The organism is Embleya sp. NBC_00896 (genome assembly GCF_045207785.1).
Classification (GTDB): Bacteria; Actinomycetota; Actinomycetes; order Streptomycetales; family Streptomycetaceae; genus Embleya.
This window is the reverse complement of the sequence record NZ_CP108776.1, coordinates 4,501,115-4,526,151: the sequence shown is the minus strand read 5'-3', so window position 1 is coordinate 4,526,151 and position 25,037 is coordinate 4,501,115. Positions and strand designations below refer to the sequence as shown.

Here is a 25,037-nt window from a genome sequence, read left to right as displayed (position 1 = left end):
GCTTAGTTTGCGCTTGTGTTGCGTCATCTGCTCGCCGCGTCCGCACTGTTGCTCACCGGCGTCGCCACGTCCTCCGTGGCCGCCGCCGACGACTCGCCCGCGCGGTGGAACCCGTCAGTCGCCGACTCCTATCTCAACTACGCGGCGCCGCGTGACCCGCTGCCGCCCGACGGACCCCCGGGCGCGTCCCCCGAGGTCCGCGAGCGCGCGCTCGCGGCCGACCGCCGAGCCCGGCTGTACGACCGCAAGTTCGCCGCCGGCAATCCCGTCACCGCGCGCCGGCTCGCGCGCGCCGAGGCGGAGGCGGCCAGGACCGGCGTCAGCCCGCGCGCGCGGGCGGCCGAAGGCACCCGCGCCGCGAAGCTGCTGACCATCCTGGTCGAGTTCAACGACCACGCGAACGACGACTTCTCCGGGTTCAAGCGCCCCACGAGCGTGGTCGACCCGACCTGCGTGACCGAGCCGCCCGGCACGGTCAAGAACGGCCCGCAGCACAACCGGCTGCCCGATCCCGCGGTCGCCGGGCAGGACAACAACACGCTGTGGGTGAAGGACTTCGACAAGGCGCACTTCGACAGGATGCTCTACTCCAAGGAGGGCATCACCGAGCGCGTCCGCACCGACCTCACCGGCCCGGACGGCAACCCCGGGGTCAGCCTCGCCGGGCTGACGATGCACAACATGTACGAGGAGATGTCGCACGGCGCGTACAGCGTCGGCGGCGAGGCGGCCGGCTGGGTCGGCGTCCCGCACTCCGAGGCGTGGTACGCCGCCGGCAACTGCGGCGCGATCCGCCAGGACAACAGCGGCAGCCCGCAGAACCCGCGGGGCGTACGGCAGTTCGTGACCGACGCGGTCGACGCGCTGGCCAAGACCCAGCCGAACTTCCCGTGGTCCGACTACGACAAGGAGGACCCGGGCGACGCCGACAACGACGGCAATAGGCAGGAGTCCGACGGCGTGATCGACCATCTGGTCCTGGTGCACGCGGGCAAGGACAAGTCGGCCGGCGGCGGCGCCGAGGGCACCTACGCGATCTGGGCGCACGCGAGCACCGTGCTGCGCGGGCACGCCATCCCGGGCACCGACCTCAAGGTCGCGAACTACATCGTGCAGCCCGAGGACTCCGGTGTGGGCGTGTTCGCCCACGAGTTCGGCCACGACCTGGGCCTGCCGGACCTGTACGACAACTTCAGCGGCGGCGAGACCGACGTCGACTTCTGGGACCTGATGTCGTCCGGCTCGCACGCCGGGCCGCTCTTCCAGGCGATGCCCACGCACATGGGCGCGTGGTCGAAGTACGTACTCGGCTGGATCGACCCGCAGGTGGTACCGGTCGGCGAGGGCACGCACAACGTGCTGCTCGGCGCCGCGGCCGATCCGGCGCCCGGCACCCGCGAGGCGGTCCGGGTGAACCTGCCGGACGAGCGGGTCCGGATCGGCACACCGCACAGCGGATCGAACATGTGGTACTCCGAGCGCGACCAGGAGTGGTCCGACACCCGGATCGTCCGCGACCTCGCGGTGCCCGCCGGCGCGGATGTGAAGTTCTGGATGTGGAACGACTACGCCATCGAGCAGGACTGGGACTTCGGCTTCGTCGAGGTCTCCGTCGACGGCGGCACGACCTGGACCCAGCTCGCCGTGCACGACGCCGCCGGCACCCTGGTCACGACGCCGGCCGACTACCCCGACCCCAACAAGAACCTGAGCGAACTGCACAAGACCAGCGGCCTGACCGGCACCAGCGGCGGGTGGCGACACGACAGCGTCGACCTGACCCCGTACGCCGGGCAGAACATCAAGCTGCGGCTCGACCTGAACACCGACGCCGCGTTCATGGAGAAGGGTTGGTTCGCCGACGACTTCTCGATCACCGTGGGCACGAACACGGTGTGGTCCGACGACGTCGAGGCCGGCGACAACGGCTGGACGGCGGTCAAGGGCACCGGCACCGTGACCCGCGGCGCCGGGTGGGGCCGCACCTCCGGCGAGGTCGCGCGCGAGCAGTACTACCTCATGGAGTGGCGCTCGCCGGTCGGCTTCGACGAGGGCCTGAAGTACGCGTACACCGCGGAGCGCAGCAGCGACCAGGGCACGCGCGTGCGGCGGCTCGGCTACAACGTGCCCGGCATGCTCGTGTGGCTGCGCGACGCCGAGTACCAGAACAACGGCGTCACCTTCAATCTCGGCGCACCGCCCAGCTACGGCGCCAAGGGGCAGACGCTGATCGTGGACGCGCATCCCGATCCGCGCCGGTGGACCGGCGAGGCCGCCGAGCACTACACGTCCAAGAGCAACCCCCGCAAGAACATCGAGAACCGGGCGCAGTCCGCGGACGCGGCGTTCGGCTTCACGCCCACGCCGGCGTTCGGCGCGTGCCACACCAACGGCGCGTGGTGCCAGGACTTCGCGGCCCGCGAGCCGGTCCTCGCGTTCTCCGACGCGACCGGCTGGGCGCCCGGCGTCGAGTACGTCGACGGCGCGCCGGTGGACCGCTTCACGAACGGGTCCACGGTCGTGCCCGCGCGCGGCCCGTACAGCACCAGGGTGGTGCTCGCGGACGGCACGCCCGATCCCGCGCACTACGGCGTCCCGTACCAGGGGTCCGTGCTCGGGACCGGCGACCCCGGTCCCACGCTCGCGTACGGGGCCTCGGCGACGCTGCTGAATCCGCTGTGGAACGGGTATCCCGAGCGCGGCGCGGCGGTGCGGATCACGTCGGCCCGGCCGTGATCCGGGCTTAGGCTGGCCGCATGAGCGAGCAGCAGACCCCATCCGTGCCCGACGAGGCGCCGGCCTACGAGCAGGCCCGTGACGAGCTGATCGAGGTCGTGCGGCGGCTGGAGACCGGCGGCATCACCCTGGAGGAGTCGTTGGCGCTGTGGGAGCGCGGCGAGCAACTCGCCGTGGTGTGCGGACAGTGGCTCGACGGCGCCCGGGCCCGGCTCGACGCGGCGGTGAGCGCCGAGCGCGCGGGCGAGTCGGACGGGCGCGACGAGCCGGACGCGTAGGACGCGTAGGACGCGTCACGCGACATCGGGAAGGGGCGCCCCCGCCATGGGAGCGCCCCTTCCTTGCGTCTACCGCGGTGTGACTACTTCTGCGCCGGCAGGATCCAGACCACGGCGCCCGTGTTGCCCGGGAGGGGCAGCATCGGCAGCGCGGTCACGCCGTACGCCTTGTCGAAACCGGGGTTGCCCGTGCCCAACTCGGAGCCGTGGAACTGCTTGCCGAAGTTGGCCCGGTCGAGCGCGCCCGTGCCGGTCGTCACCTTGGTGGTGTACGGCGCCTTCGCCGGGACCACGGCCGAGCCGTAACGGTCCTTGGGCAGCGCGCGACCCTGGTAGAACTCGGTCCCCGGCGCCCAGCCGAGCGAGTCCGTGAACAGGGTCACCGGAGCCTGGGCCCCGAACGAGGTGCAGTACTTGGTGCCCGGGATGCAGTCCCGGAACGGCGTCGTCTTGGTGAAGCCGAACGCCGCGTTCGCGGACTGCGACCGCGAGCCGATGTTGCCGAAGACGTTCTTCGTCTCGATGCCGGGCGAGTTCGGGTCGGGCTTGGGGAACTGCGCCGCGGCCTCCCCGGTGTGACGCAGCGGGTCCGGGTGCGAGTCGACGATCAACAGCTCACCCTTGGGGCCCCACGAGGGACCGTTGTTGATGTTGAAGTTGACGCCGTTGTTCTGGTACTCGTTGTCGCGCAGCCAGACCAGCATGCCGGGCGCGTTGTACGCGACGCGCTCGACCTTGCCGTTCTCACCGCTGGTGTACGCGTACTTCAGGCCCTCGTCGAAGCCCGACAGGTTGCGCCACTCCAGCAGGTAGTACTGCTCACGCGTGAAGGTGCCGTTGGTGCGCCCCCACCCGTTGCCCTTGGTGATGGCGTTGGTGCCCTTGATCGCGGTCCAGCCGTTGTCGGCCTCGACGTCGTCCGACCACACCGTGTTCGTGCCCACGGTGATCGAGAAGTCGTCGGCGAACCAACCCTTCTCCATGAACGCGGCGTCGGTGTTCAGGTCGAGCCGCAGCTTGATGTTCTGCCCGGCGAACGGGGTCAGGTCGACGCTGTCGTGCCGCCACCCGTTGCTGGAGCCGGTCAGGCCGCTGGTCTTGCGGAACGCGGCGAGGTTCTTCTGCGGGTCCGGGTAGTCGGCGGGCGTGCTGACCAGGTTGCCGGCCTCGTCCTTGACCGCCAGCTGCTTCCAGGTCACGCCGTTGTCGGTGGAGACCTCGACGAAGCCGAAGTCCCAGTCCTCCTCGATGACGTAGTCGTTCCACATCCAGAACTTCACGTCCGCACCGGCGGGTACCGCGACGGAGCGTTCGATCCGGACATCGGCCCACGCCTGGTCCTGACCGGAGAACCACATGCCCTGGCCGCTGTGCGGCGTACCGACCGAGACCTCCTTGTTCGGGAGGTTCACCCGGACGCCCCGGGACGTGCCCTTGGGTGTCTTGGCGGCCTGGCCGAGGGTGGCGACCTTGGGCCGGTCACCGACCTTGACCACGTCGGGGGTCAGCCACCCGAGCGCGTACTTGTCCCAGATGCCCATGTGCCCGGGCATCGACTGGAACAGCGGGCCCGAGTGCGAGCCGGACGACATCAGGTCCCAGAAGTTCAGGTCGGTCTGGCCGCCGCTGAAGTTGTCGTACAGGTCCGGGAGGCCCAGGTCGTGGCCGAACTCGTGGGCGAACACGCCCACACCGGAGTCCTCGGGCTGCACGATGTAGTTCGAGATCTTGATGTTCGCACCGGGCACGTCGTGGCCGAAGACCACGGTGCTCGCGTGCGCCCAGATCGCGTAGGTGCCCTCGGCACCGCCACCGGCCGACTTGTCCTTGCCCGCGTGCACCAGGACCAGGTGGTCCACCACGCCGTCGGGCTCCTGCGTGTTGCCGTCGTGGTCGGCGTCGCCGATGTCTTCCTTGTCGTAGTCGGCCCACGGGAAGTTCGGCTGGGTCTTGGCGAGCGTGTCGACCGCGTCGGTCGCGAGCTGCTGCGCGCCGCGCGGGTTCTGCGGGCTGCCGCTGTTGTCCTGCGGCACGTTGCCGCAGGCGCCGGCGGCGTACCACGCCTCGGAGTGCGGGACCTTGATCCAGTCCGTGGCCTGCCCGGAGACCGAGTACTTGCCGCCGGACATCTCCTCGTACATGTTGCGCATGGTCAGCCCGGCGAGGCTGACGCCCGGCTTGCCGTCCGGCCCCGTGAGGTCGGTGCGCATGCGCTCGGTGATGCCCTCCTTGGAGTAGAGCATCTTGTCGAAGTGCGACTTGTCGAAGTCCGACACCCACTGCGAGTTGTTGTCGTTCGGGTTGAGCGCCGGGTTCGGGATCTTGTTGTGCAGCGGCCCGTTCTTGATCGTGCCGGGCGGCTCGGTCACACAGGTCGGGTCGCCCGTGCTGGTGGGGCGCTTGAACCCGGAGAAGTCGTCGTTGGCCTGGTCGTTGAACTCGACCAGGATCGTCAGCAGCTTCGCGGTCTGCTTGGCGTCGACGGGCTTGCCGCTGCGCTCGGCCTTGAGCTCCAGAGGGCTCTTGCCGGTGCGACCGGCCTCGGCTTCGAGTTCCTTGAGCTGCGCCGACGCGCGGGGGTTGCCGTCGGCGTTCTTACGCTCGGTCGCGGCGATCCGCTCCTGCTGCGTCCGCAGCGCCGCGGCCTGCTTGGAGTCCGACGGCACACCACTGGTGTCGATGGCCGCGTCGACGCTGTTGACGTAGTGGTCCTCGGGCCCCGGGTTCCACACCGCCTTCGTGTTGTCGACGCGCGTAGGCGCGGCCGACGACGAAGCAGGCGCGGTCGTGGCGGCAAGTCCCGTGATGGCAAGCGCGGAAACGGACAGCAGCGCCACGCGGCGCTTGACGCGCCCGGCGCCTCTCGGGGGCGTTCCGCCCCGCTCGGGTATCGCTCGACTCAACGTGCTCCCCTTTCCGACCGGGGGTCTCCCCCGGACGCAAAGCGACGCCGCGTGACTCTTGTCAGCGCACACGACGTCGGGCCGGCTCGGAAAAGCCCGACGCACATGCGGCGTCAACCGCCGGGTTGCGACGATGCCGACACACGTTCGACCGGGCGTCCGGACACTAGAGGCGGGAGCGATGGGTGGGGCAGGGGATGGCTCATGGTCTTTACGAAACCTTTACAAGCCCCTGTACATGCTGTGCAGTCGACTGTCCGAGTCGCCCCGGTACGTCGGCCGGATCTGCCGGCTTTCGGCTCAACCCGTGACCGGTCGCAGCGATGCGGCGAGAACGGTCAAATCCTCGAAAGTCGCGTTGCCGGTGACCATGGTGGTGATGCCGTCACGGACTCGGACGAGGGAGCGGTACTTGGGCCCGTCGTACTGCTTCCACTGCTCGCCGGCCACGTCGACGTTGCCGATCGGCTTGCCGCGCTTGCCCTTGTCGCGCACGAGCTCGTCGGTGAAGCCGTTGCTCTGCTCGACCGCGGCGTACTTGTCGTTCGGGTTGATGAAGCCGATGTGCCACTGGGTGTCGTTCGGGTTGAACCCGCTGAAGTCCACCGAGGTGGCGCGCCAGCGGTCGCTCAGGCCCTGCGGCGCCACGAGGGGATACGGCGAGACACGGGACGCCTGACGGAAGGTCAGGTCGTAGGGGACGCGCTTGACCGGGTCCCCTTCGCTGTGCGGAGCCACCAGGAACAGCGCGCCGACCACGAGGCCACACGCTCCCAGGGAAATAATCATGTCCCGAACGGTCTGCCGACCAGTCTTCCTCGCCACCCGAACATGGTCGCACTGCCGACGGATTCCATTTGCACGGCCTACCTGCACCGATAACACCGCTCACCGATAACATCGGGGCAATCCCGTTGGAACCAGTCCGGACTCGGGGCCGCGCGATCGCCGTGCCACCCGCACCGATGGCTCACGGCCCCGGGGGATCAGGGCACCCCTCGTGGTTACGGACCGGTTCCCCTACAGGAAGGCCCGCCAGATGACGGACCAATCTGTACCCCCGCAGCTCGAAGTCGCTCCGGAAGCCCCGGACCGCAACCTCGCACTCGAACTCGTCCGCGTCACCGAGGCCGCCGCCATGGCCGCCGGTCGCTGGGTCGGTCGCGGCGACAAGAACGGCGCCGACGGCGCGGCGGTCAAGGCCATGCGCGGTCTGATCCACACCGTGTCGATGAACGGCGTGGTGGTGATCGGCGAGGGCGAGAAGGACGACGCCCCGATGCTGTTCAACGGCGAGCGGGTCGGCGACGGCTCCGGGCCCGAGTGCGACGTCGCGGTCGACCCGGTGGACGGCACCACGCTGACCGCCAAGGGGATGAACAACGCGGTCGCGGTGATGGCCGTGTCCGAGCGCGGCAGCATGTACGACCCCTCCGCCGTGTTCTACATGGAGAAGCTGGTCACCGGTCCCGAGGCCGCCGACGTGGTCGACCTGACCGCGCCGATCGCGGAGAACATCCGCCGCGTGGCCAAGGCCAAGCACAGCGCCGTCGAGGACGTGACGGTCTGCATCCTGGACCGACCGCGGCACGACTCGATGGTCAAGGAGATCCGCGAGGCGGGCGCCCGGATCAAGTTCATCACCGACGGCGACGTGGCCGGCGCGATCATGGCGGCCAAGGACGGCACCGGCGTCGACCTGCTGCTGGGCATCGGCGGTACGCCCGAGGGCATCATCGCCGCGGCCGCGATCAAGTGCATGGGCGGCGTCATCCAGGGCCGGCTGTGGCCCAAGGACGACGCCGAGCGGGCCAAGGCCATCGACGCGGGCCACGACCTGTCGCGCGTGCTGCTGACCGACGACCTGGTCCGCGGCGACAACGTCTTCTTCGTCGCCACCGGCATCACCGACGGCGAACTGCTGCGCGGAGTGCGCTACCGCTCCAGCACGGCGCTCACGTCGTCCCTGGTGATGCGCTCCAAGAGCGGCACGATCCGCCAGATCGACAGCCAGCACCGCCTCGCGAAGCTGCGCGCCTACAGCGCCATCGACTTCGACCACGCGAGCTAGGTAGGTCCCGTCGCGGTCGCCGTTTCGGCTTCCGCGGTCGGGCCGACGAGTCGGCCCGGGGAGCACGGGTCGGGAGCAATCCCGACCCCGCACCCCGGGCCGACTCTTTGCGTGGGGGGCGTCGGGTGAGTCGCCGCGAGCCCTCGTCTTTACCCACGAATAGGCGCGGATTTTGTACCCCTTTACGGGGATAGGTCTCCTGATCATCGATCGAGGAGGCCGGGATGAGCGCGCCGCGCGGCAGAAACGCCAGGACCGCCGAAGGCAGCGGTGCGGCCGCGAAGATCGAACCGGTGCCGCGGCTGGGCCTGATCCTGACCGGGCTGATGCTCGGGATGCTGGTCGCCGCGCTCGATCAGACCATCGTCTCGACCGCGCTGCCGACCATCGTCGGCGACCTCGGCGGGCTCAACCACCTCTCGTGGGTGGTCACGGCGTACCTGCTCGCGTCGACGGTGAGCACGCCGCTGTGGGGCAAGCTCGGCGACCTGTTCGGGCGCAAGAAGCTCTACCAGGCGTCGATCGTCATCTTCCTGATCGGCTCGGTGCTGTGCGGCATCGCGCAGAACATGTACCAATTGATCGCCTTCCGCGCGATCCAGGGGCTCGGCGGCGGCGGACTGATGGTGCTGTCCCAGGCGATCATCGGCGACGTCGTCCCGCCCCGCGAACGCGGGCGCTACCAGGGCCTGTTCGGCGCGGTCTTCGGCGTTACCTCGGTGGCCGGACCGCTGCTCGGCGGGTTCTTCGTGGACCACCTCACCTGGCGCTGGGTGTTCTACATCAACCTGCCGATCGGTGCGATCGCGCTCGTGGTGATCGCCGCCGCACTGCACACCAAGGAGATGCACACCCGGCCGAGCATCGACTACCTCGGCATCACCCTCCTGGCCGCCGGCACCACCTGCCTGGTCCTGCTCAGCACGTTCGGTGGCACCACCTACCCGTGGGGCTCCGCGCAGATCATCGGGCTCGGGCTCGCCGCCGTCGTCCTGATCGCCGCCTTCATCACGGTCGAGCAGCAGGCCCGGGAGCCGGTCCTGCCGCTGCACCTGTTCCGCAACCGGATCTTCTCGGTGACCGCGGGGATCGGCTTCATCGTCGGCTTCGTGATGATGGGCGGGCTGAGCTTCCTGCCCCTGTTCATGCAGGTGGTCAACGGGGCCACGCCGACCGAGTCGGGACTGCGGCTGCTGCCGATGATGGGCGGCCTGCTGGCCACCTCGATCATCAGCGGTCAACTGATCACCCGGACCGGCAAGTACAGGATCTACCCGATCATCGGCACCGCCGTGATGGCGGTCGGCATGTTCCTGATGTCGCGGATGGACGAGTTCACCACGACCGCCGCGTCCTCGCTGTACATGCTCGTCTTCGGCATCGGCCTGGGTCTGGTCATCCAGGTCATCGTGCTCGCCGTACAGAACTCCGTGCCCTACGCCGACCTCGGCGTGGCCACCGCGGGGGCGACCTTCTTCCGGTCCATCGGCGGCTCGTTCGGCGCGGCGATCTTCGGCACGATCTTCAACAACCGGCTCACGGTGCACCTGAAGGAGGCCGCCGAGCGCGGCGAGGGGCTACCGCCGGGGACCACGTCCGGCAACTCGTCCGCGATCAACCCGGCCGAGCTGAACAAGCTCCCGCCGGCGTCCAAGACCGGCTTCATCCACGCCTACGCCGAATCGCTCCAGACGGTGTTCCTCGTCGCGTCGTGCCTCGTGCTGCTCGCGTTCGCGCTGTCGTTCCTGCTCGAGGAGGTCCCGCTGCGGCAGGCCACCCGCGAGAGCGAGCCCGGCCCGCTGATGGCGCCGACCGCGCGCAGTTCGGTGGACGAGATCGAGCGCGCGATGGCGCAGATGGTGCACCGCGAGAACGGCTGGTCGCGCTACGAACGGATGATCGAGCGCGCGGGCCTGGATCTGTCGGTGCCGTGCGCGTACGGGCTGGTCCGACTCGACCAACTGAGCCCGATCTCGATCCCCGACCTCGCGGTCCGAATCCACGAACCCCAGGACCGGGTCCGTCGGTACGCCGACGAACTCACCTTCTCCGGGCACATCGAACGCCTCGGCGAGGGCACGATGGTGCTGACGGACAAGGGCCACGAGGCGCTGGAGGCGCTCGTCGAGGCCCGCCGGCAACTCCTCACCGAGGTGATGGCCGACTGGTCACCCGAGCAGTCCGAGGAACTGACCGCGCTGCTGCGCAAGCTGGCCGGACTGACCACCGACACCCCGCACGACCACATCGTCGGCGAGGCCGACAAACACGTGAGCTGACGGCAGGTCAGTGATAGGCGCGGCGCCGACGAACGGCGCCGCGCTCGTTGGGGGTCAGACCGCCGCGAACGCCGACCGGGTTGGTCTCGGCCAACGCGCTCGCACGGCATTCGAGCAGGACGGAACAACGCACGCAGACTCGCTTGGCGTCCTCCTCGCGGGCGAGCCGGGCGACGGCGGGTTCACCGGGGTAGCCGAGGAACAATCGCCGATCCTCGGCCGTACACGCACCGTCCACCGGGGGCGTCCACATCGTGGTGCGGGCCCCGCGCATCATGTCGATCCGTTCCGTCACGCTGCTCTCCTCACGTCGGCTGGTGTCCCTCGCCTACCCGAGCCGAACCCACGCATGCGCACGATCACGACAACACGACAACAAGTAACCACAACGAAACGTCAAGGACATCCACCGGCCGCCGCAACGCGGCGGACGTCTCCCAGCCCCCAACTCGCGCGCGGCGGCCAGGGCCGTTCCGGTCGGATCCGTCGTCGCCGGGCGCAACTGGTCGCCCAACTCGCTCGCCGCCTGTGCCGCCTTGCGCAGCGTGGCCGCGCTCACGTCCAGCGGCCGCAGCGACACGTGCTTCTGTGGCGCCGACTCGTGGTTCGCGCCCGGTGAATCGTCATGACGAGACGTCAGGTCCCGGGCGGGGCGGGGATAATCGGGCAATGATCTTCGGCATCCTGGGACCGGTTGAAGTGCGGTTGTCCGACGGGAGTCCGGTGACCGTCGGGGGGCCCGGGGCGCGGGCGTTGTTGGCGTTGTTGTTGTTGGACGCCGGGAACATCGTGCCCACCGAGCGGCTGATCGACGGGTTGTACGGGGAGGACCCGCCCGGTGGGGCCGGCAACGCGTTGCAGTCGCATGTGTCCCGGTTGCGGCGGGGATTGCGGCAGTTCGGCGGGGGCGACGAGCTCGTCGAGTTCCATCCGACCGGCTACCGGGTCGCGGTCGATCCGGAGGCGGTGGACGCGCACCGGTTCGAGCGGCTGGTGCGGACCGGGCGGCAGGCGCTCGCGGCGGGTGAGCACGCCGGTGCCGCCGCGCTGCTCGGTGAGGCGGTCGGGTTGTGGCGCGGGCCGGCACTGGCCGACGTGCCGCACGCCGACGCCCGGGCGGCCCGCCTGGAGGAACTGCGGGTGGCCGCGACCGAGGACCACGTCGAGGCCGAGATCGCGATCGGCGCGCTGCGCGGTGTCATCCCGGAACTGCGCGTCCTGGTCGCCGCGCATCCGCTGCGCGAACGCCCGCGCGGCCTGCTGATGCGCGCGCTGTACGGGACCGGCCGACAAGCCGAGGCGCTCGAGGTGTACGCGGACGTCCGTCGGGTGCTCGCCGACGAGCTCGGCGCCGACCCCTCCCCCGAGCTGGCCGCCGTGCACGTCGCCGTGCTGCGCGGCGACCCCGAGCTCACCCCGGCCGTACCCGCCCCCCGCGCGCCGGCGGACACCCCGCCGCTGCCCACCCTCACGTTCACCCCGCCGCCCGGCCGGCTGACCAGCTTCGTCGGCCGCGAGGACGAACTCGCCCGGCTCACCGCGTTGGCCGCGACCGCCCGACTCGTCACCCTCACCGGCCCCGGCGGCACCGGCAAGACCCGGCTCTCGATCGAGGCCGCCGCGCGGACCGACGACGAGGTGTGCTTCGTCGACCTCGCCCGGGCCGCCGACGACGCGGCGCTGCCGCACGTGGTCGCGACCGCGGTCGGCATCCGCGAGGGCGCCGCCGGCGTGGGCGCGCGATCCGCCGACGCCGATCCCACCGAGCGGGTCGTCTCGGTGCTCGCCGATCGCCGGCTGCTGCTGATCCTGGACAACTGCGAGCACGTCGTGGACGCCGCCGCGGCGCTCGCCCACCGCGTGCTCGACATGTGTCCGGGTGTCCGCGTGCTGGCCACCAGCCGCGAACCGCTGGGCATCACCGGCGAGGCGCTGTGCCCGGTGGCGCAGCTCGCGCTGCCCGCCGCCGACGCCGACGTCGAGGCGTTGCGCGCGGCGCCGGCGGTCCGGCTGTTCGCCGAGCGGGCCGCGGCGGTGCGCCCCGGCTTCGCGGTCACCCACGAGAGCGCGCCCGACGTGGCCCGGATCTGTGCCGCGCTCGACGGACTGCCGCTGGCGATCGAACTGGCCGCGGCCCGGCTGCGCACGCTGCCGGTGGCCGAGGTCGCCGCACGCCTGGACGACCGGTTCCGACTGCTCTCGCGCGGCAGCCGCACGGCGGCCCCCCGGCACCGGACCCTGCACGCGGTCGTCGAGTGGAGCTGGGACCTGCTCGACCCCGACGAGCGCGCGCTGGCCCGCCGGCTCACCGTGTTCGGCGGCGGCGCGACCCTCGCCGCGGCCGCCGCGGTGTGCGGCGTGTCCGAGGACGAGGCCGACGACCTGCTCGCCGGCCTCGCCGAGAAGTCGCTCGTCACGCTCGCGGACGACGACGGCGGCCGATTCCGGATGCTGGAGACGATCCGCGCGTTCGGCGTCGCCCGGCTGGCCGAGGCCGGCGAGGAGGACCGGCTGCGGCGCGCGCACGCGGAGTACTTCCTGGCGCTGGCCGCCGAGGCCGACCCGGGCCTGCGCGGTCCCGATCAGCTCGCCCTGCTCGCCCGGCTGACCGCCGAACACGCCAACACCGACGCCGCGTTGCGCTGGGCCATCCACGCGGACACCGACCTGGCGCTGCGCCTGCACGCCGCGCTCACCTGGTCGTGGTGGCTGGGCGGCCGGCGCGGCGCGTGCTCGGCCCGCTCCGCCGAACTGTTCGCCGCCGTGCGGGCCGAGCCGCCGGCCGGGCTGGACGAGGAGTACGTGCTGTGCGTGGTGAACGCGGCGGCCGCCCCCGAGCCGGCGAACGCCCCCGAGCTCGAAGCCGCGTTGGACGAGTCCGCGGTGATCATGTCGGGGATCCGCCGTCCGCTGCGCCACCCCGCGCTCATGGTGCAGTGGGCGCTCGTCGGCGGCATCGACCGGGCCGACCTGGAGGCGCACGCGGCGCAGGTCGGCGACGACCCGTGGGCCCGCGCCGTCGGGCTGCTCGGCGCCGGGTACACCACGCTGTTCTCCGGCGAGACCGAGGCCGCGGCCGGGCCGCTCACCGCCGCGGCCGACGCCTTCCGGCTGCTGGGTGATCGGTGGGGGCTGGCGAACGTGCTCGACCCGCTCGCGCAGGTGGCCGAGTGGCGCGGCGACCCCGCGGGCGCGGGCGAGTTGGTCGACGAGGCGATCCGCATCGCCGCCGAGCTGGGCTCGATCGAGGATCTGGTCGACTTCCTGAACCTGCGCGCCGACCTCGACCTGCGCGCCGGTTTGCCGGAGTCGGCCCGGGCCGGGTTCATCCGGGCCGAGGAGCTCGCGCGCCGCACCGGTGCGCCCGAGAAGGTCCGGGAGAGCCTGCGCGGTCTCGGCGACGTGGCCCGGCTGACCGGCGATCCGGGGGCGGCGACGCGGCTGTACCGCCAGGCGTTGTACGGCGCCGAGAGCGCGGTGTGGTCCACGGAGACGCAGGCCCTCGCGCACGTCGGGCTGGGTCGGATCGCGGCCGCGGAGGGCGACCTCGCCACCGCGCGCGAGCGGCAACTGGCCGGGCTGGAGACCGCGTTGCGGCCGCCGTCCTACGCGGCCGCGGCTGCCGCCGTACTCGGGCTCGCCGAGGCGGCCGCGCTCGCGGGCGACGGCCGGCGGGCCGCCCTGCTGCTCGGTGCCGCGGCAGCGGTACACGGCGGCAACCGGGCCGACCCCGACACGGCCGCGACCGAGGCGACGATCCGGGCACTGCTGGCCGAGCCGGAGTACGCCGCCGCGTACGGGCGAGGCGCCGCGCTGACGCGCGACGAGGCCGTGCGGGAAGCCCGCACGGCCTGACGAACGCCGAACCGGGGCGGCCGCGTTCGCGACCGCCCCGGCACATCCGACCCCACCCATCCGACCCCACCACCGCCGCACACGCGGCCGTCGGTCAGGCGGCGATCGCCTCGATCGCCTGGCCCCGCACGTTCCGCCGTGCGGTGCCGAGCGCGGCGACCAGCGTCACCGCCGCGGCCACCGCCGCGAAGCCCAGCCAGATCCACGGCGCGACGTCCGGCAGTGCGGTGTCGGTGCGGGCGTAGTTGAAGGGCAGGATCGTCGCGAGGCCGGCCAGGCTGCCGAACACGACGCCGGAGACGGTGAGTACCGCGCTCTCGACCGCGACCACACCGAGCACCTGGCGCGAGGTGGCGCCGGCGAGCCGGGCCTGGGCGAACTCGCGGCGCCGGTGGGTCACCGTCGCGACCAGCGTGTTGATCAGCAGGATGCACGCGAACAGCACGACCATGCCGACGACCACGAAGTTGAGCGTCTCGATGTTGCGCTGTTCGTTGGTCTTGGCGATGCCCTCGGCCGCGACCGCGGCGTTGTCGATGTCCACGAGGTAGAACGTCCCGGTGCCGATCCCGACGAACAGGATGATCGGCATCAGCGCGCTCGCCAGCCGGTTGGTGCGCCGGCGCAGGTTGCTCACGGCCAGGTGGCCGACCACGCCGCGGCGCTCCAGCGGTCCGGCGATCAGCGCGGTGACCCGGCGGATCAGCCAGGGCGAGAAGAGCGCGAGGGCGATCGACGCGAAGACCGAGGCCGAGCCCGCGGACTGCATCGCGTCACTGCCCTTGCCGTGCATCACCGTGGCGGTGGTGACCGCGAGCGAACCGGCCACCGTCAGCGTGACCCAGCCGCCGATCGTCCTGGCCCGGCCCATCCGCCCGGTCTCGACCTCGGCCTCGTTCGCCGCCGCCGCGACCCGCACCCGGGTCGCCCGCCGGGTCGTCAGCAGCGCGGCGAGCACGGACGCCACGATCGTGATCCCGAAGCCCATCCCGATCGCCGTGCCGGCGAAGGCGAAGTCCACCCCGCCCGCCACCTGGTCGGTGTCCTTGAGCAGACCCAGGAGCGCACTCCCGCCCAGCGCCCCGACCGGCGCGGCGGCCAGCGTGGCGACGACCGCGAGCATCAGCGTCTCGCCGACGATCATCCGGCCGATCTGCGCCGGGGTGGCGCCGACGCTCTTGAGCAGCGCCGTCTCCGCGGCCCGTTGCCGGACCGCCATCGTCAGGGTCGAGGTGACCGCGAACACCACGAGCAGCAGGCCCCACCCGCCGACGATGGTGCCCATGTTGGACAGCGTCTCCTTGCTCGCGGAGTCGACGTTCGCGCCGGCCGCCGTGTCGAGCATCGACGCGAAGGACATCAGGATCGCCGCGCCGAGGAACATCGCGAGGAAACTCGCGACGAACGCGCCGGTGCGTTGGCGCAGGGACCGCCAGGCAAGCTGAAACATCGTCAAAAGCCTTTCGGGAACGGGCCGGTGGGACGGGCCGAGAGGGGGCGAGCGCGGAGCCGAGGGTGGGGCCGAGGGTGGGGTCGAGGGTGGGGTCGAGCGGGGGAAGCGGCGTACAGCGGGTCGGGCCGGGGGGCGTCAGAGCGCCGCGCGGTCCGTCAGGTGCGTCATCCGCGCGGCCACCGCCTCGGCGGTGGGCTGCGGCAGCCGGCCGACGATCCGGCCGTCGGCCAGGAACAGCACCGAGTCCGCGTACGCGGCGGCGACCGGGTCGTGGGTGACCATGACGAGCGTCCGGCCGTGCGTGGTGACCGCCTCCTGGAGCAGCCCCAGCACGTCCCGCGCGCTGCGGGTGTCGAGGGCGCCGGTCGGCTCGTCCGCGAACACCACCTTGGGCCGGGTCACCAGGGCCCGGGCGATCGCGACCCGCTGCTGCTGGCCGCCGGAGAGCTGCGCGGGCAGGTGGCCGAGCCGCTCGCCGAGCCCGATCCGGGTCAGCACCGCGACCGCCGCGGCCCGGTCGACGCGCTTGCCGGCCAGCCGCAGCGGCAGCACCGTGTTCTCCAGCACCGTCAGCGTCGGCAGCAGGTTGAACTGCTGGAAGACGAAGCCGATCCGCTCGCGGCGAAACTTGGTCAGCGCGGCCTCGCCGCCGTGGGTGAGCTGCTCACCGTCCACGTGGACGGTGCCGGCGTCCGGCCGGTCCAGGCCCGCCGCGCACTGGAGCAGCGTGCTCTTGCCGGAGCCCGAGGGGCCCATGACCGCGGTGAACGTACCGGCGGGAAGTGCCAGCGACACCCCGTCGAGCGCGGTGACGCGGTTGTCCTCGGTGCCGTACGTCTTGCGAACATCGTCGAGCCGGAGGGCCACGCGCCGCGTGGCGTCGGAGGGGCCGGCGTCGGGGGCGAAGGCTGCTGTCGTCGTCATGTCCGTCACTGTGGTCGGGCCCGCCGGCAACGCACGCACCATGCACTGACCGTCGCGCGAGCCCCACCGTCAGCCCCGCCGGCGACCGCCACGACCCCTCCCGACCGGATCGCGACTCGGCCGGATCACCTCTCCAGCGCGGTCCCGGGCCGGGTGTACGCCGACATCCCAGCCGAGGACCTCGCCACGGCCGGCCGCGTCCCGACCCTGCTCACCAACCGCATCAACGCCGAACTCGCGGACGTCTGAGCCCTGTTCGAATCCCGGCCCCGGCCCCGGAGACCCTACTGCCCCAGAGTCCCCGGGCCACCGTCCTCACGCACGCTTGTTGATCTGCAGGGTCGGCGTGGTGACATCGGCGAAGAAGTCCTGGCCCTTGTCGTCGACCACGATGAAGGCCGGGAAGTCCTCGACCTCGATCTTCCAGACCGCCTCCATGCCGAGTTCCGGGTATTCCAGGACCTCGACCTTCTTGATGCAGTCCTGCGCCAGGCGTGCCGCCGGGCCGCCGATCGAGCCGAGGTAGAAGCCGCCGTGCGCCTTGCAGGCGTCGGTGACCTGCTTGCTGCGGTTGCCCTTGGCGAGCATCACGAACGAGCCGCCCGCGGCCTGGAACTGCTCGACGTACGAGTCCATCCGACCGGCCGTGGTCGGGCCGAACGAACCCGACGCGTAGCCCTCCGGGGTCTTGGCCGGGCCCGCGTAGTAGACCGCGTGGTCGCGCAGGTACTGCGGCATCGGCTGCCCGGAGTCCAGCAGCTCCTTGATCTTCGCGTGCGCGATGTCGCGCGCGACGACGACCGGGCCGGACAGCGAGAGCCGGGTCTTGACCGGGTACTTCGACAGCTCCGTGCGGATCTCGCTCATCGGCCGGTTGAGGTCGATCTGCACGACGGTGTCGTCGAGCTCGTCGTGCGTGGTGTCCGGGAGGTACTTGGCCGGGTCGGTCTCAAGCTCCTCCAGGAACACGCCCTCGGCGGTGATCTTGGCCAGCGCCTGCCGGTCGGCCGAGCAGGACACCGCGATCGCCACCGGGCAGGACGCGCCGTGTCGCGGCAGCCGGATCACCCGCACGTCGTGGCAGAAGTACTTGCCGCCGAACTGCGCGCCGATGCCCATTTGCTGGGTCAGCCCCAGCACCTCGGCCTCGAACTCGACGTCGCGGAACCCGTGGCCCAGCGGCGAGCCCTGACCCGGCAGCGTGTCCAGGTAGCGGGTCGAGGCGTATTTCGCGGTCTTGAGCGCGTGCTCGGCGCTGGTGCCGCCGACCACGATCGCCAGGTGGTACGGCGGGCAGGCCGCGGTGCCGAGCGAGCGGATCTTCTCGTCCAGGAAGCGCAGCATGCTCTGCGGGTTCAGGACGGCCTTGGTCTCCTGGTACAGGTACGACTTGTTGGCGCTGCCGCCGCCCTTGGCCATGAACAGGAACTTGTACGCCTCGCCGGGGGTCGCGTACAGCTCGATCTGGGCGGGCAGGTTGTTGCCGGTGTTCTTCTCGTCCCACATGGTGAGCGGGGCCATCTGCGAGTAGCGCAGGTTCAGCTCGGTGTACGCGTTCGCGATGCCTCGGGACAGGTGCTCCTCGTCCCGGCCGTCGGTCAGCACGTGCTGGCCGCGCTTGCCCATCACGATCGCCGTGCCGGTGTCCTGGCACATCGGCAGCACGCCGCCGGCCGCGATGTTGGCGTTCTTGAGCAGGTCCAGGGCCACGAAGCGGTCGTTGGCCGAGGCCTCGGGGTCGTCCAGGATCCTCGCGACCTGGGCGAGGTGGCCCGGCCGCAGCAGGTGCGAGATGTCGCGCATCGCCGTACGGGCGAGCAACCGCATGGCCTCGGGCTCGACGTTGAGGAACCGACGCCCACCCGCCTCGAACGTGGACACGCCGTCGGCGGTCAGCAGCCGGTACGGCGTGCTGTCCTCCCCCAGCGGCAGCAGATCCGTGTAGGCGCTGAAGGAATTGTCAGGGGCGGACATCGCGATCCTCACTAAGGCGGTGACGGGGCCGTCGTCAAGAGTAGGACGGCGCCGGACCGGCTATGGCTTCGAGGTCGATTCCGTCGCCGCCGACCCGGTGCGCGTCCCGGCCGGGAGCGGGGTCGGCGCGATCGGCTCGACCCCCGCGTCGACGCCGGTCTCGGCCCGCATCCCCAGCACCACGCCGACGCCGACCACCAGGGCGCCGCCGAACTGGCCCAGGCTCGGGGCGCCTGTGCCCAGGACGAGCCCGGACATCGCGGCCGTGACCGGTACCAGGCCCATGAACAGGCCGGCCCGCTCCGGCTCGATCCGGGCCAGCGCCGAGTACCACAGCAGGAACGCGCCGGCGGTCAGCGGCAGCGCGAGGTAGATCAGCGCCGCGAACTCGGTCCCCGACGGCGTCCGGACGAACTCGGCGCCGTCGGTGACCAGCCCGACCACCATCATCTGCGGAATCGCCAGCGCCGTCGCGTAGGCGGCGATCCGCCACGCGCCCAGCCGGGGCAGCAGCGGCACCGCGATCAAGGTGAAACCCATCTCACACACCGCGACACCGCACGCGAACAGCAACCCGAGCGCCGTCGCGCCGCCGAACCCCTGCACGATCGCCGCCCCCGCGACCACCACCAGCGCCGAGAGCACGACCGGCGCGCGGGGGCGCCGCCCGCCCAGGAACGGCGCGACCAGCACGAGCAGCAGCGGCGTGGCCCCCAGGATGCTGCCCACCGTCGCCGGATCCGCGCGCTCCAGCGCCGCGAACAGGAACAGGTTGAACAGGGTCTGCCCGCACAGCGCGAGCAGCACGAGCCGCACCAGCTCGCGCCGGGTCGGCCGCAGCAGCGGGATCCGCCGCAGCCGCAGCACCCCGAACAGCACGATCGCGGCCAGCGCGTAGCGCAGCATCTGTCCGCCGGTGACCGGATAGTCCGTCAGCACGGCCGAGACCCCCGCGGCGGCACCGATCAGCGCCTGCGCGGAGGCCGCGCAGACCAGGCCGATCGAGCGGGGGGACATCGAGGAGAGGGTCATGTGACGTAACGTTAGGAAGCCGGTGGAGCCCCGGGCAGAGCCACTTCACGGCCGGGAAACCGGACCACTTCCGGGTCGCTTCCACGCACACGAGCAGCGAGCCCGGTCATACGGGCGGCAAGGGCGGGTATCCGAGTGCGCGAGCTCCTCGTCCACCTCGACCGGTCGGCCGGTCGGCTCGGCGGCCAGGTGCGCTCGGGCCTGCGCGACGCGATCCGCTCGGGCCGGCTGCCCCCGGGGTTCCGACTGCCGTCCACGCGCGCGCTCGCGGAGAACCTGGGGGTGTCCCGCGGGATGGTCGTCGACGCGTACGAGCAGCTGATCGCCGAGGGCTACCTGACCTCGCGGCACGGCTCCGGTACGCAGGTCACGTCCGCGTGCGCGGCCCCGCAGCCCGCCGCCGCCCCCGGATCCGCCGACGGGCCGCCGATCACCCACGACCTGGTGCCCGGCGTCCCCGACCTGTCCGAGTTCCCGCGCGCCGCGTGGCTGGCCGCGACCCGGCACGTGCTGAACACCGCGCCGCACAGCGCGTTCGGCTACCCGGGCCCGGCCGGCGCCGCCGAGCTGCGCGCCGCACTGGCCGACTACCTCGGCCGGGTCCGCGCCGCACAGGCCCGCCCCGAGCACATCGTGGTCGTCAACGGGGTGGCCCAGGGCCTGTCCCTGGTGTCCCAGGCGCTGCGCCGGTTCGGCCGGGACGTGCTCGCGGTGGAGGACCCCTCCAGCGACCGCCAACGCAGCATCTTCACCACCCACGGTCTCGACGTCGCGTACGTGCCCACCGACGCCGAGGGCATCGACGTCGAGGCACTGGCCCGCACCCCCGCCCGCGCGGTCCTGGTCACCCCGGCCCACCAATACCCCACCGGCGTGGTCCTGTCGCCGCGCCGCCGCGCGGCCCTGGTCGAGTGGGCCCGCGCGCACGACGCGCTGATCGTCGAGGACGACTACGACGCCGAGTTCCGCTACGACCGCGACCCGGTCGGCTGCCTCCAGGGACTCGCGCCCGACCGCGTGGTGCACCTCGGCTCGACCAGCAAGGCGCTCGCTCCCGGCATGCGGCTCGGCTGGGCGGCGCTGCCGGCCGCGCTGATCGAGCAGATTCGCGACCTCAAGACCAACGCCGACCTGGGTTCGGCCACCCTCGCCCAGCTGACCCTCGTCCGGATGCTGGAGACCGGGGCGTACGAACGCCATCTGCGGGTGATGCGCGCGCACTACCGCAAGCGTCGCGACGCGGTGGCCGAAGCCATCGCGGAACACCTGCCGGCCGCCCGCGTGCACGGCGTCGCGGCGGGCCTGCACCTGTACGTCGAGCTGCCGGCCGGCTCCGACGAGGAGGCGACCGTACGACGGGCCCGCGCCCACGGCGTACGGGTCGAGCCGATGGCGGCCATGCGCGTGATCGCGCCCGGACCGCCCGCCGTGATCATCGGCTACGCGACGCTGTCCCCCGACCGCCTGCGCGCGGCGGTCCGACTGCTCGCGGAGTCCGTACTCCCGGCCGCCGGCCGCCACGGCTAGATTTACCCCGTGGACAACAGCCCAGAGCGTCGATCCCAGCCGCCCACGCCCGAGCTGCGGGCCTCCGACGCCGACCGCGACCGCTACGTGAACATCCTGCGGGACGCGCTCGCGGAGGGGCGGCTGACCTCCGACGAGCACGCCGAGCGGGTGGACGCGGCACTCGCGGCGAAGACGGTCAGCGAGCTCGAACCGCTGGTCCGGGACCTCCCGGTGCCCACCGCGACCACGTACAGGCCGGCGGCGACCGGCGCCGTGCCGCCCCGCCCCGCGAAGTCGAACATGTTCGCGTTCTGGAGCAGTTCGACGCGCAAGGGCCGCTGGCGCGCGGGCGGCAGGCTGAACGCCGTCGCGATCATGGGCGGCATCGTCGTCGACCTCACCGAGGCGGTCTTCGAGGAGCCCGAGATGGTGATCAACGTCTTCACGATGTGGGGCGGCGTCGACATCAAGATCCCCGAGGGCGTCACCGTGCGCGACCACGGGCTCGGCATCATGGGCGGCTTCGAGGTGCACGAGCAGTACACGGACGACCCGAACGCGCCGACCATCGTGGTCAAGGGCGTCGCGATCATGGGCGGCGTGACGGTGCGCGTCAAGCGCCGCAAGGATCAACGCAAGCGCGGGCTCGAAGGCGACCCGTTCCGCAAGCACCTGGACTGACCGGGCCGCCGTGCCGTCGATCGCGGACTGCGTACCGCGGGCGTCACCGAACCGAGCGGGCACGGGAGGGCACCACCGGGGACGTCCCCCGCCCGAAGCTCCGGACGGGGGACGTCGACAACGCCGGACGGTCGACGTCGATCGTGCCGTGCGATCAATACGCGTCGTACGGGATCACCGAGTACGGCAGCGGCACCGAGACGCCCGCCGTCCACTTCTGGGCCGCCGACGGGCTTGCCGGCTGCTGGGTGATCGCGCCGTTGCCGCCGGTGGGGGCGGTCGCGACCAGGCCGGAGACCCGGCTGATCAGCTGTCCGTCCGCGCCGGCGTCGAAGCGCAGGTTGTTCGCGTACGCGCCGTGCGCGTCGTCACAGCGCCAGATGCCCAGCCCCGCACCCGCCGCCGTGGCCCCGCGGTTGTCGAGGCAGAACGCCGGGTCCTTGAGACTGTGCACCTGGCCCGTGGCGGGGTTGCGCCACCACTTCTGATTGCTGTTGCCGGAGCAGTCCCAGGCCAGGACGTTGCGTCCGGAGGTCATCGCGCCGCCGTCGATGTCGAGGCACTTGGCGCTGCCCGCCGACTTGAGCTCGGCGAACCGTACGGACTGCCCGGGCTCCTGCACCCAACGCTGCGCCGCCGAGCCGTCGCACCCGGCGAGCACGAGTTTCGCGCCGAGCGTCGCGTCCGCCGTCGCCGGCACGACGCACAGCGCCGGCGCGTCGGTCGGTCGCAGCGTGCCCGCGACCATGGCGAAGCGCTGGTTCGCGCTGCCGTTGCAGTCCCACAACACCAATGGGGTGCCCGAACTCCGGCCGCCGCCCAGCGGATCCACACATCGGTCGTGGCTCAGCTCGGTGTGCAGCGACTGGTTCGCGCTGTCGTACCAGAAGCCCTGGTTGCGCCCGCCGTGACAGGCCCACAGGTCCACCGGGGTGTAGTTGCGCGCCGAGAAGCCGTAGGTGTCGGCGCACAACCCCGTGCCCTCGTTGCGCAGTTGCTTGAACTCGCCGCTGAGCACGCCCTGGTAGAGCACCGGCGAACCCGTGCCCGCCGGGTCCGCGCAACCGGCCTGGTTCCAGCCCGAGGTGTAGAGCTGGGTCAGGCAGGACGCGAAGGCCAGATGGCCGCGCGCGTTCGGGTGGAAGCTCTGCCGGGTCGTGTTCTCGTCGAACAGGTCCAGGTTGGCGAACCACAACCCGCGCGCCCACGTGTTGTCCATGCAGACCTCGTGGCCGTGGAACAGCCGCGAGTTGTCGAGGTAGGTCACGCCGGTGTCGGCCGCGGCCTGCCGCTCGGCCCGCTCGAAGATCGGCACCGCCGCGTTCCGCCCCCACGCCGCGTCGCGCAGGTAGCCGAGGCAACCGCCCCCGTACCAACCCGGGAAGTCGGGGTTGTCCTCGACCTCCGGGGCGATCGGCGACGGGTAGCCCATCAGCACGAGCTTGTAGTCGCCGCTTTGGTAGCCCGCGTCGGTCATGGTGGTCTTCAGGTCGCGGATCGTCTGCTCGACCTTGGGCCGCATCGCGTCCGCGCGTGCCTGCCAACCGGCCTGATAGGTGCCGTAGCACTCGCCCTGGAAGAACACCCGCCTGGTGACGCAGTCGGTCATGGTCGGGCCGAACTGGATGTCGTCGTTGGCGCCGGCGACCAGGAGGATCAGCCGCACGCGCGTGTTGCGCGCCTTGATCGCCAGGTTGTCCGACTGCACCAGCTCGTCGGCGTACTGCTTGCTGCCGCCGATCCTGATGTTGACCGTGGACGCCCCCGAGCACGCCACGTTGTACGTCACGTCGGCCGGGATGCCGGTCTTGTGGATCGCCGCGTCCGGCGCCCGGTGGCACCAGTTGTTCGGGCCGTCCGTGCCGGGCTCGTACACGCCGACGCCCTCGCCGGAGATCTCGCTGTCGCCGAGCGAGATCAGCGACGTCTTGCGCTCGGCCAACGGCTTGACCCCGGTGCTGCCGTACAGCGCCTGGGCCTCGGCTTGGCGGATCGCCTCCAACTGCGGGGACAACGCGGTGGCCGTGGGACCGGCCGCGGCCGCGCCGGCCGATTGAGTCGCGGTCAGACCGCCGGTGAGGCCCATCAGTGTGGCCATCAGCGCCACCGGTAGGACCTTGTTCCGCACGCGCTCGAACTTGGACATGCACCCTCGCCTTCGTGGCATGGAAGGGACACGCACGAGCCGCCCAAAGGGGACTTCGGGCACTGTGGAGCGAGAGAAAGCTACCGGTGGGTAGACGGGAAATGAAGGGATTTGACGGGCGGGCTTACCGGACCGTTCCACGCGCTCGTCGGGCCGCGCGGCGGCGCGGACGACCGCCCCGATCGATCGCCCGGCTCGTCGATCACGGTGCCTTATCGTGGTCGAACCGGGACACCGGCAGCCCGAACGCATTCGACAGGTGGTTTCCATCAGTACTCGCACGCCCACGTTGTCGCAGCTCAGAGCGTTTTCCGCGGTGGCCGACTACCTGCACTTCCGGGATGCCGCCGCGGCCGTGGGGACGAGCCAGCCCGCACTGTCGGGGGCGGTCGCGGCGCTGGAGGAGGCGCTCGGCACCCAACTGGTGGAACGGACCACCCGCCGGGTGCTGCTCACCCCGGCCGGCGAGCGGGTCGCGCGGCACACGCGCAGGGTGCTCGACGCGCTCGCCGACCTGGTCGACGAGGCGGAGTCCGCGCGCCGACCGTTCACCGGGCCGCTGCACCTGGGAGTGATCCCCACGGTCGCGCCGTACGTGCTGCCGGCGCTGCTGCGGCTGGTGCGCGAGGAGTATCCGGAACTCCGGCTGTACGTGCACGAGGAGCAGACCGGTTCGCTGCTCGACGGCCTCACCAGCGGCCGGCTCGACCTGCTGCTGCTCGCGCTGCCGGCGGGCGTCACGGGGGTCGAGGAGATCCCGCTCTACGAGGAGGACTTCACGCTGATCGTGCCCGAGGGGCACCCGTTGGCGGGGCGCGCGGACGTGCCGCGATCGGCGCTGCGCGGTCTGGACGTGCTGCTCCTGGACGAGGGGCACTGCCTGCGCGACCAGGCGCTCGACGTGTGCCGCGAGGTCGGCGCCGGCGAGGCGGGCGCGACCCGGGCGGCGAGCCTGCCGACCCTGGTCCAGCTGGTCGCGGGCGGGCTCGGGGTCACGCTGCTGCCGCAGACCGCGATCGACGTGGAGACCCGGCCGGGCTCACAGCTGGCGGTGTCCCGGTTCACCGCCCCCGCCCCGTACCGGCGCATCGGGTTGCTGATGCGGTCCAGCACGGGGCGGGGCGAGGAGTTCGCCGACCTGGCGGTCGCGCTGCGCCGGGCGGTCGGCGGACTGCCGGTGCGCGTGGTGGAGTGAC

Annotated in this window: 16 protein-coding genes; 8 read left to right on the top strand and 8 right to left on the bottom strand. The window is 71.7% G+C overall.

The window, feature by feature from the left end; translation table 11 throughout:
- Positions 1-15 precede the first annotated feature (15 nt).
- Both OG928_RS20640 and OG928_RS20635 read left to right on the top strand, forming a co-directional pair.
- A complete protein-coding gene (locus tag OG928_RS20640) occupies positions 16-2,736 on the top strand; it encodes an immune inhibitor A domain-containing protein (RefSeq protein ID WP_406285901.1) in 2,721 nt (906 codons plus the stop codon).
- Positions 2,737-2,756: 20 nt separating this feature from the next.
- Positions 2,757-3,014 (top strand): exodeoxyribonuclease VII small subunit, encoded by a 258-nt coding sequence (locus OG928_RS20635; RefSeq protein ID WP_406285899.1) that lies wholly within the window; start codon positions 2,757-2,759, stop codon positions 3,012-3,014.
- An 83-nt stretch (positions 3,015-3,097) separates the two neighbouring features.
- Here OG928_RS20635 and OG928_RS20630 read toward each other — a convergent pair whose 3' ends face one another.
- Together OG928_RS20630 and OG928_RS20625 are read right to left on the bottom strand one after the other, a co-directional pair.
- Positions 3,098-5,917, bottom strand: a complete 2,820-nt coding sequence (locus tag OG928_RS20630; RefSeq protein ID WP_406285897.1) for an immune inhibitor A domain-containing protein — start codon at positions 5,915-5,917, stop codon at positions 3,098-3,100.
- Positions 5,918-6,217: 300 nt separating this feature from the next.
- Entirely contained in the window at positions 6,218-6,742 is a 525-nt protein-coding gene (locus OG928_RS20625) for a DUF4245 domain-containing protein (RefSeq protein WP_406285895.1), read from the bottom strand.
- A 214-nt stretch (positions 6,743-6,956) separates the two neighbouring features.
- Between OG928_RS20625 and glpX the strand changes: the two genes are divergently transcribed.
- Positions 6,957-7,988 carry a class II fructose-bisphosphatase gene (gene glpX / locus OG928_RS20620; protein WP_406285892.1) on the top strand — a complete coding sequence of 344 codons (1,032 nt, stop codon included), beginning with the start codon at positions 6,957-6,959 and terminating at the stop codon, positions 7,986-7,988.
- Positions 7,989-8,212: 224 nt separating this feature from the next.
- Positions 8,213-10,267 carry an MFS transporter gene (locus tag OG928_RS20615; RefSeq protein ID WP_406285890.1) on the top strand — a complete coding sequence of 685 codons (2,055 nt, stop codon included), beginning with the start codon at positions 8,213-8,215 and terminating at the stop codon, positions 10,265-10,267.
- Positions 10,268-10,274: 7 nt separating this feature from the next.
- Here OG928_RS20615 and OG928_RS20610 read toward each other — a convergent pair whose 3' ends face one another.
- Positions 10,275-10,562: a WhiB family transcriptional regulator gene (locus tag OG928_RS20610; RefSeq protein WP_406285888.1), complete on the bottom strand. Its 288-nt coding sequence runs from the start codon at positions 10,560-10,562 to the stop codon at positions 10,275-10,277.
- Positions 10,563-10,936: 374 nt separating this feature from the next.
- Between OG928_RS20610 and OG928_RS20605 the strand changes: the two genes are divergently transcribed.
- A complete protein-coding gene (locus tag OG928_RS20605) occupies positions 10,937-14,122 on the top strand; it encodes an AfsR/SARP family transcriptional regulator (RefSeq protein ID WP_406285886.1) in 3,186 nt (1,061 codons plus the stop codon).
- Positions 14,123-14,216: 94 nt separating this feature from the next.
- Here OG928_RS20605 and OG928_RS20600 read toward each other — a convergent pair whose 3' ends face one another.
- The 4 genes from OG928_RS20600 to OG928_RS20585 form a co-directional block, all read right to left on the bottom strand.
- On the bottom strand, positions 14,217-15,572 hold the full coding sequence (locus OG928_RS20600; protein WP_406285884.1) for an FtsX-like permease family protein: 1,356 nt from the start codon (positions 15,570-15,572) through the stop codon (positions 14,217-14,219).
- Positions 15,573-15,710: 138 nt separating this feature from the next.
- Positions 15,711-16,499 (bottom strand): ABC transporter ATP-binding protein, encoded by a 789-nt coding sequence (locus tag OG928_RS20595; protein WP_406285882.1) that lies wholly within the window; start codon positions 16,497-16,499, stop codon positions 15,711-15,713.
- Positions 16,500-16,814: 315 nt separating this feature from the next.
- Complete coding sequence (locus OG928_RS20590) at positions 16,815-18,473, bottom strand: fumarate hydratase (RefSeq protein WP_406285881.1); 1,659 nt, start codon at positions 18,471-18,473, stop codon at positions 16,815-16,817.
- A gap of 60 nt (positions 18,474-18,533) precedes the next feature.
- On the bottom strand, positions 18,534-19,505 hold the full coding sequence (locus tag OG928_RS20585; protein WP_406285879.1) for a DMT family transporter: 972 nt from the start codon (positions 19,503-19,505) through the stop codon (positions 18,534-18,536).
- Positions 19,506-19,640: 135 nt separating this feature from the next.
- Between OG928_RS20585 and OG928_RS20580 the strand changes: the two genes are divergently transcribed.
- Positions 19,641-21,032 (top strand): PLP-dependent aminotransferase family protein, encoded by a 1,392-nt coding sequence (locus OG928_RS20580; RefSeq protein ID WP_406285877.1) that lies wholly within the window; start codon positions 19,641-19,643, stop codon positions 21,030-21,032.
- 9 nt (positions 21,033-21,041) lie between these two features.
- Positions 21,042-21,695 carry a DUF1707 domain-containing protein gene (locus tag OG928_RS20575; RefSeq protein ID WP_406285875.1) on the top strand — a complete coding sequence of 218 codons (654 nt, stop codon included), beginning with the start codon at positions 21,042-21,044 and terminating at the stop codon, positions 21,693-21,695.
- 154 nt (positions 21,696-21,849) lie between these two features.
- Here OG928_RS20575 and OG928_RS20570 read toward each other — a convergent pair whose 3' ends face one another.
- Complete coding sequence (locus OG928_RS20570; protein ID WP_406285873.1) at positions 21,850-23,841, bottom strand: ricin-type beta-trefoil lectin domain protein; 1,992 nt, start codon at positions 23,839-23,841, stop codon at positions 21,850-21,852.
- Positions 23,842-24,130: 289 nt separating this feature from the next.
- Here OG928_RS20570 and OG928_RS20565 point away from each other — a divergent pair, with 289 nt between their 5' ends.
- A complete protein-coding gene (locus OG928_RS20565; RefSeq protein WP_406285871.1) occupies positions 24,131-25,036 on the top strand; it encodes a hydrogen peroxide-inducible genes activator in 906 nt (301 codons plus the stop codon).
- Position 25,037 lies beyond the last annotated feature (1 nt).

Excerpts from the sequence above, each read along its gene's own strand:
- OG928_RS20570 (WP_406285873.1), bottom strand. The coding sequence starts at position 23,841 with ATGTCCAAGTTCGAGCGCGTGCGGAACAAGGTCCTACCGGTGGCGCTG.
- OG928_RS20600 (WP_406285884.1), bottom strand. The coding sequence starts at position 15,572 with ATGTTTCAGCTTGCCTGGCGGTCCCTGCGCCAACGCACCGGCGCGTTC.
- glpX (WP_406285892.1), top strand. The coding sequence starts at position 6,957 with ATGACGGACCAATCTGTACCCCCGCAGCTCGAAGTCGCTCCGGAAGCC.
- OG928_RS20595 (WP_406285882.1), bottom strand. The coding sequence starts at position 16,499 with ATGACGACGACAGCAGCCTTCGCCCCCGACGCCGGCCCCTCCGACGCC.
- OG928_RS20615 (WP_406285890.1), top strand. The coding sequence starts at position 8,213 with ATGAGCGCGCCGCGCGGCAGAAACGCCAGGACCGCCGAAGGCAGCGGT.
- OG928_RS20590 (WP_406285881.1), bottom strand. The coding sequence starts at position 18,473 with ATGTCCGCCCCTGACAATTCCTTCAGCGCCTACACGGATCTGCTGCCG.
- OG928_RS20635 (WP_406285899.1), top strand. The coding sequence starts at position 2,757 with ATGAGCGAGCAGCAGACCCCATCCGTGCCCGACGAGGCGCCGGCCTAC.
- OG928_RS20605 (WP_406285886.1), top strand. The coding sequence starts at position 10,937 with ATGATCTTCGGCATCCTGGGACCGGTTGAAGTGCGGTTGTCCGACGGG.
- OG928_RS20585 (WP_406285879.1), bottom strand. The coding sequence starts at position 19,505 with ATGACCCTCTCCTCGATGTCCCCCCGCTCGATCGGCCTGGTCTGCGCG.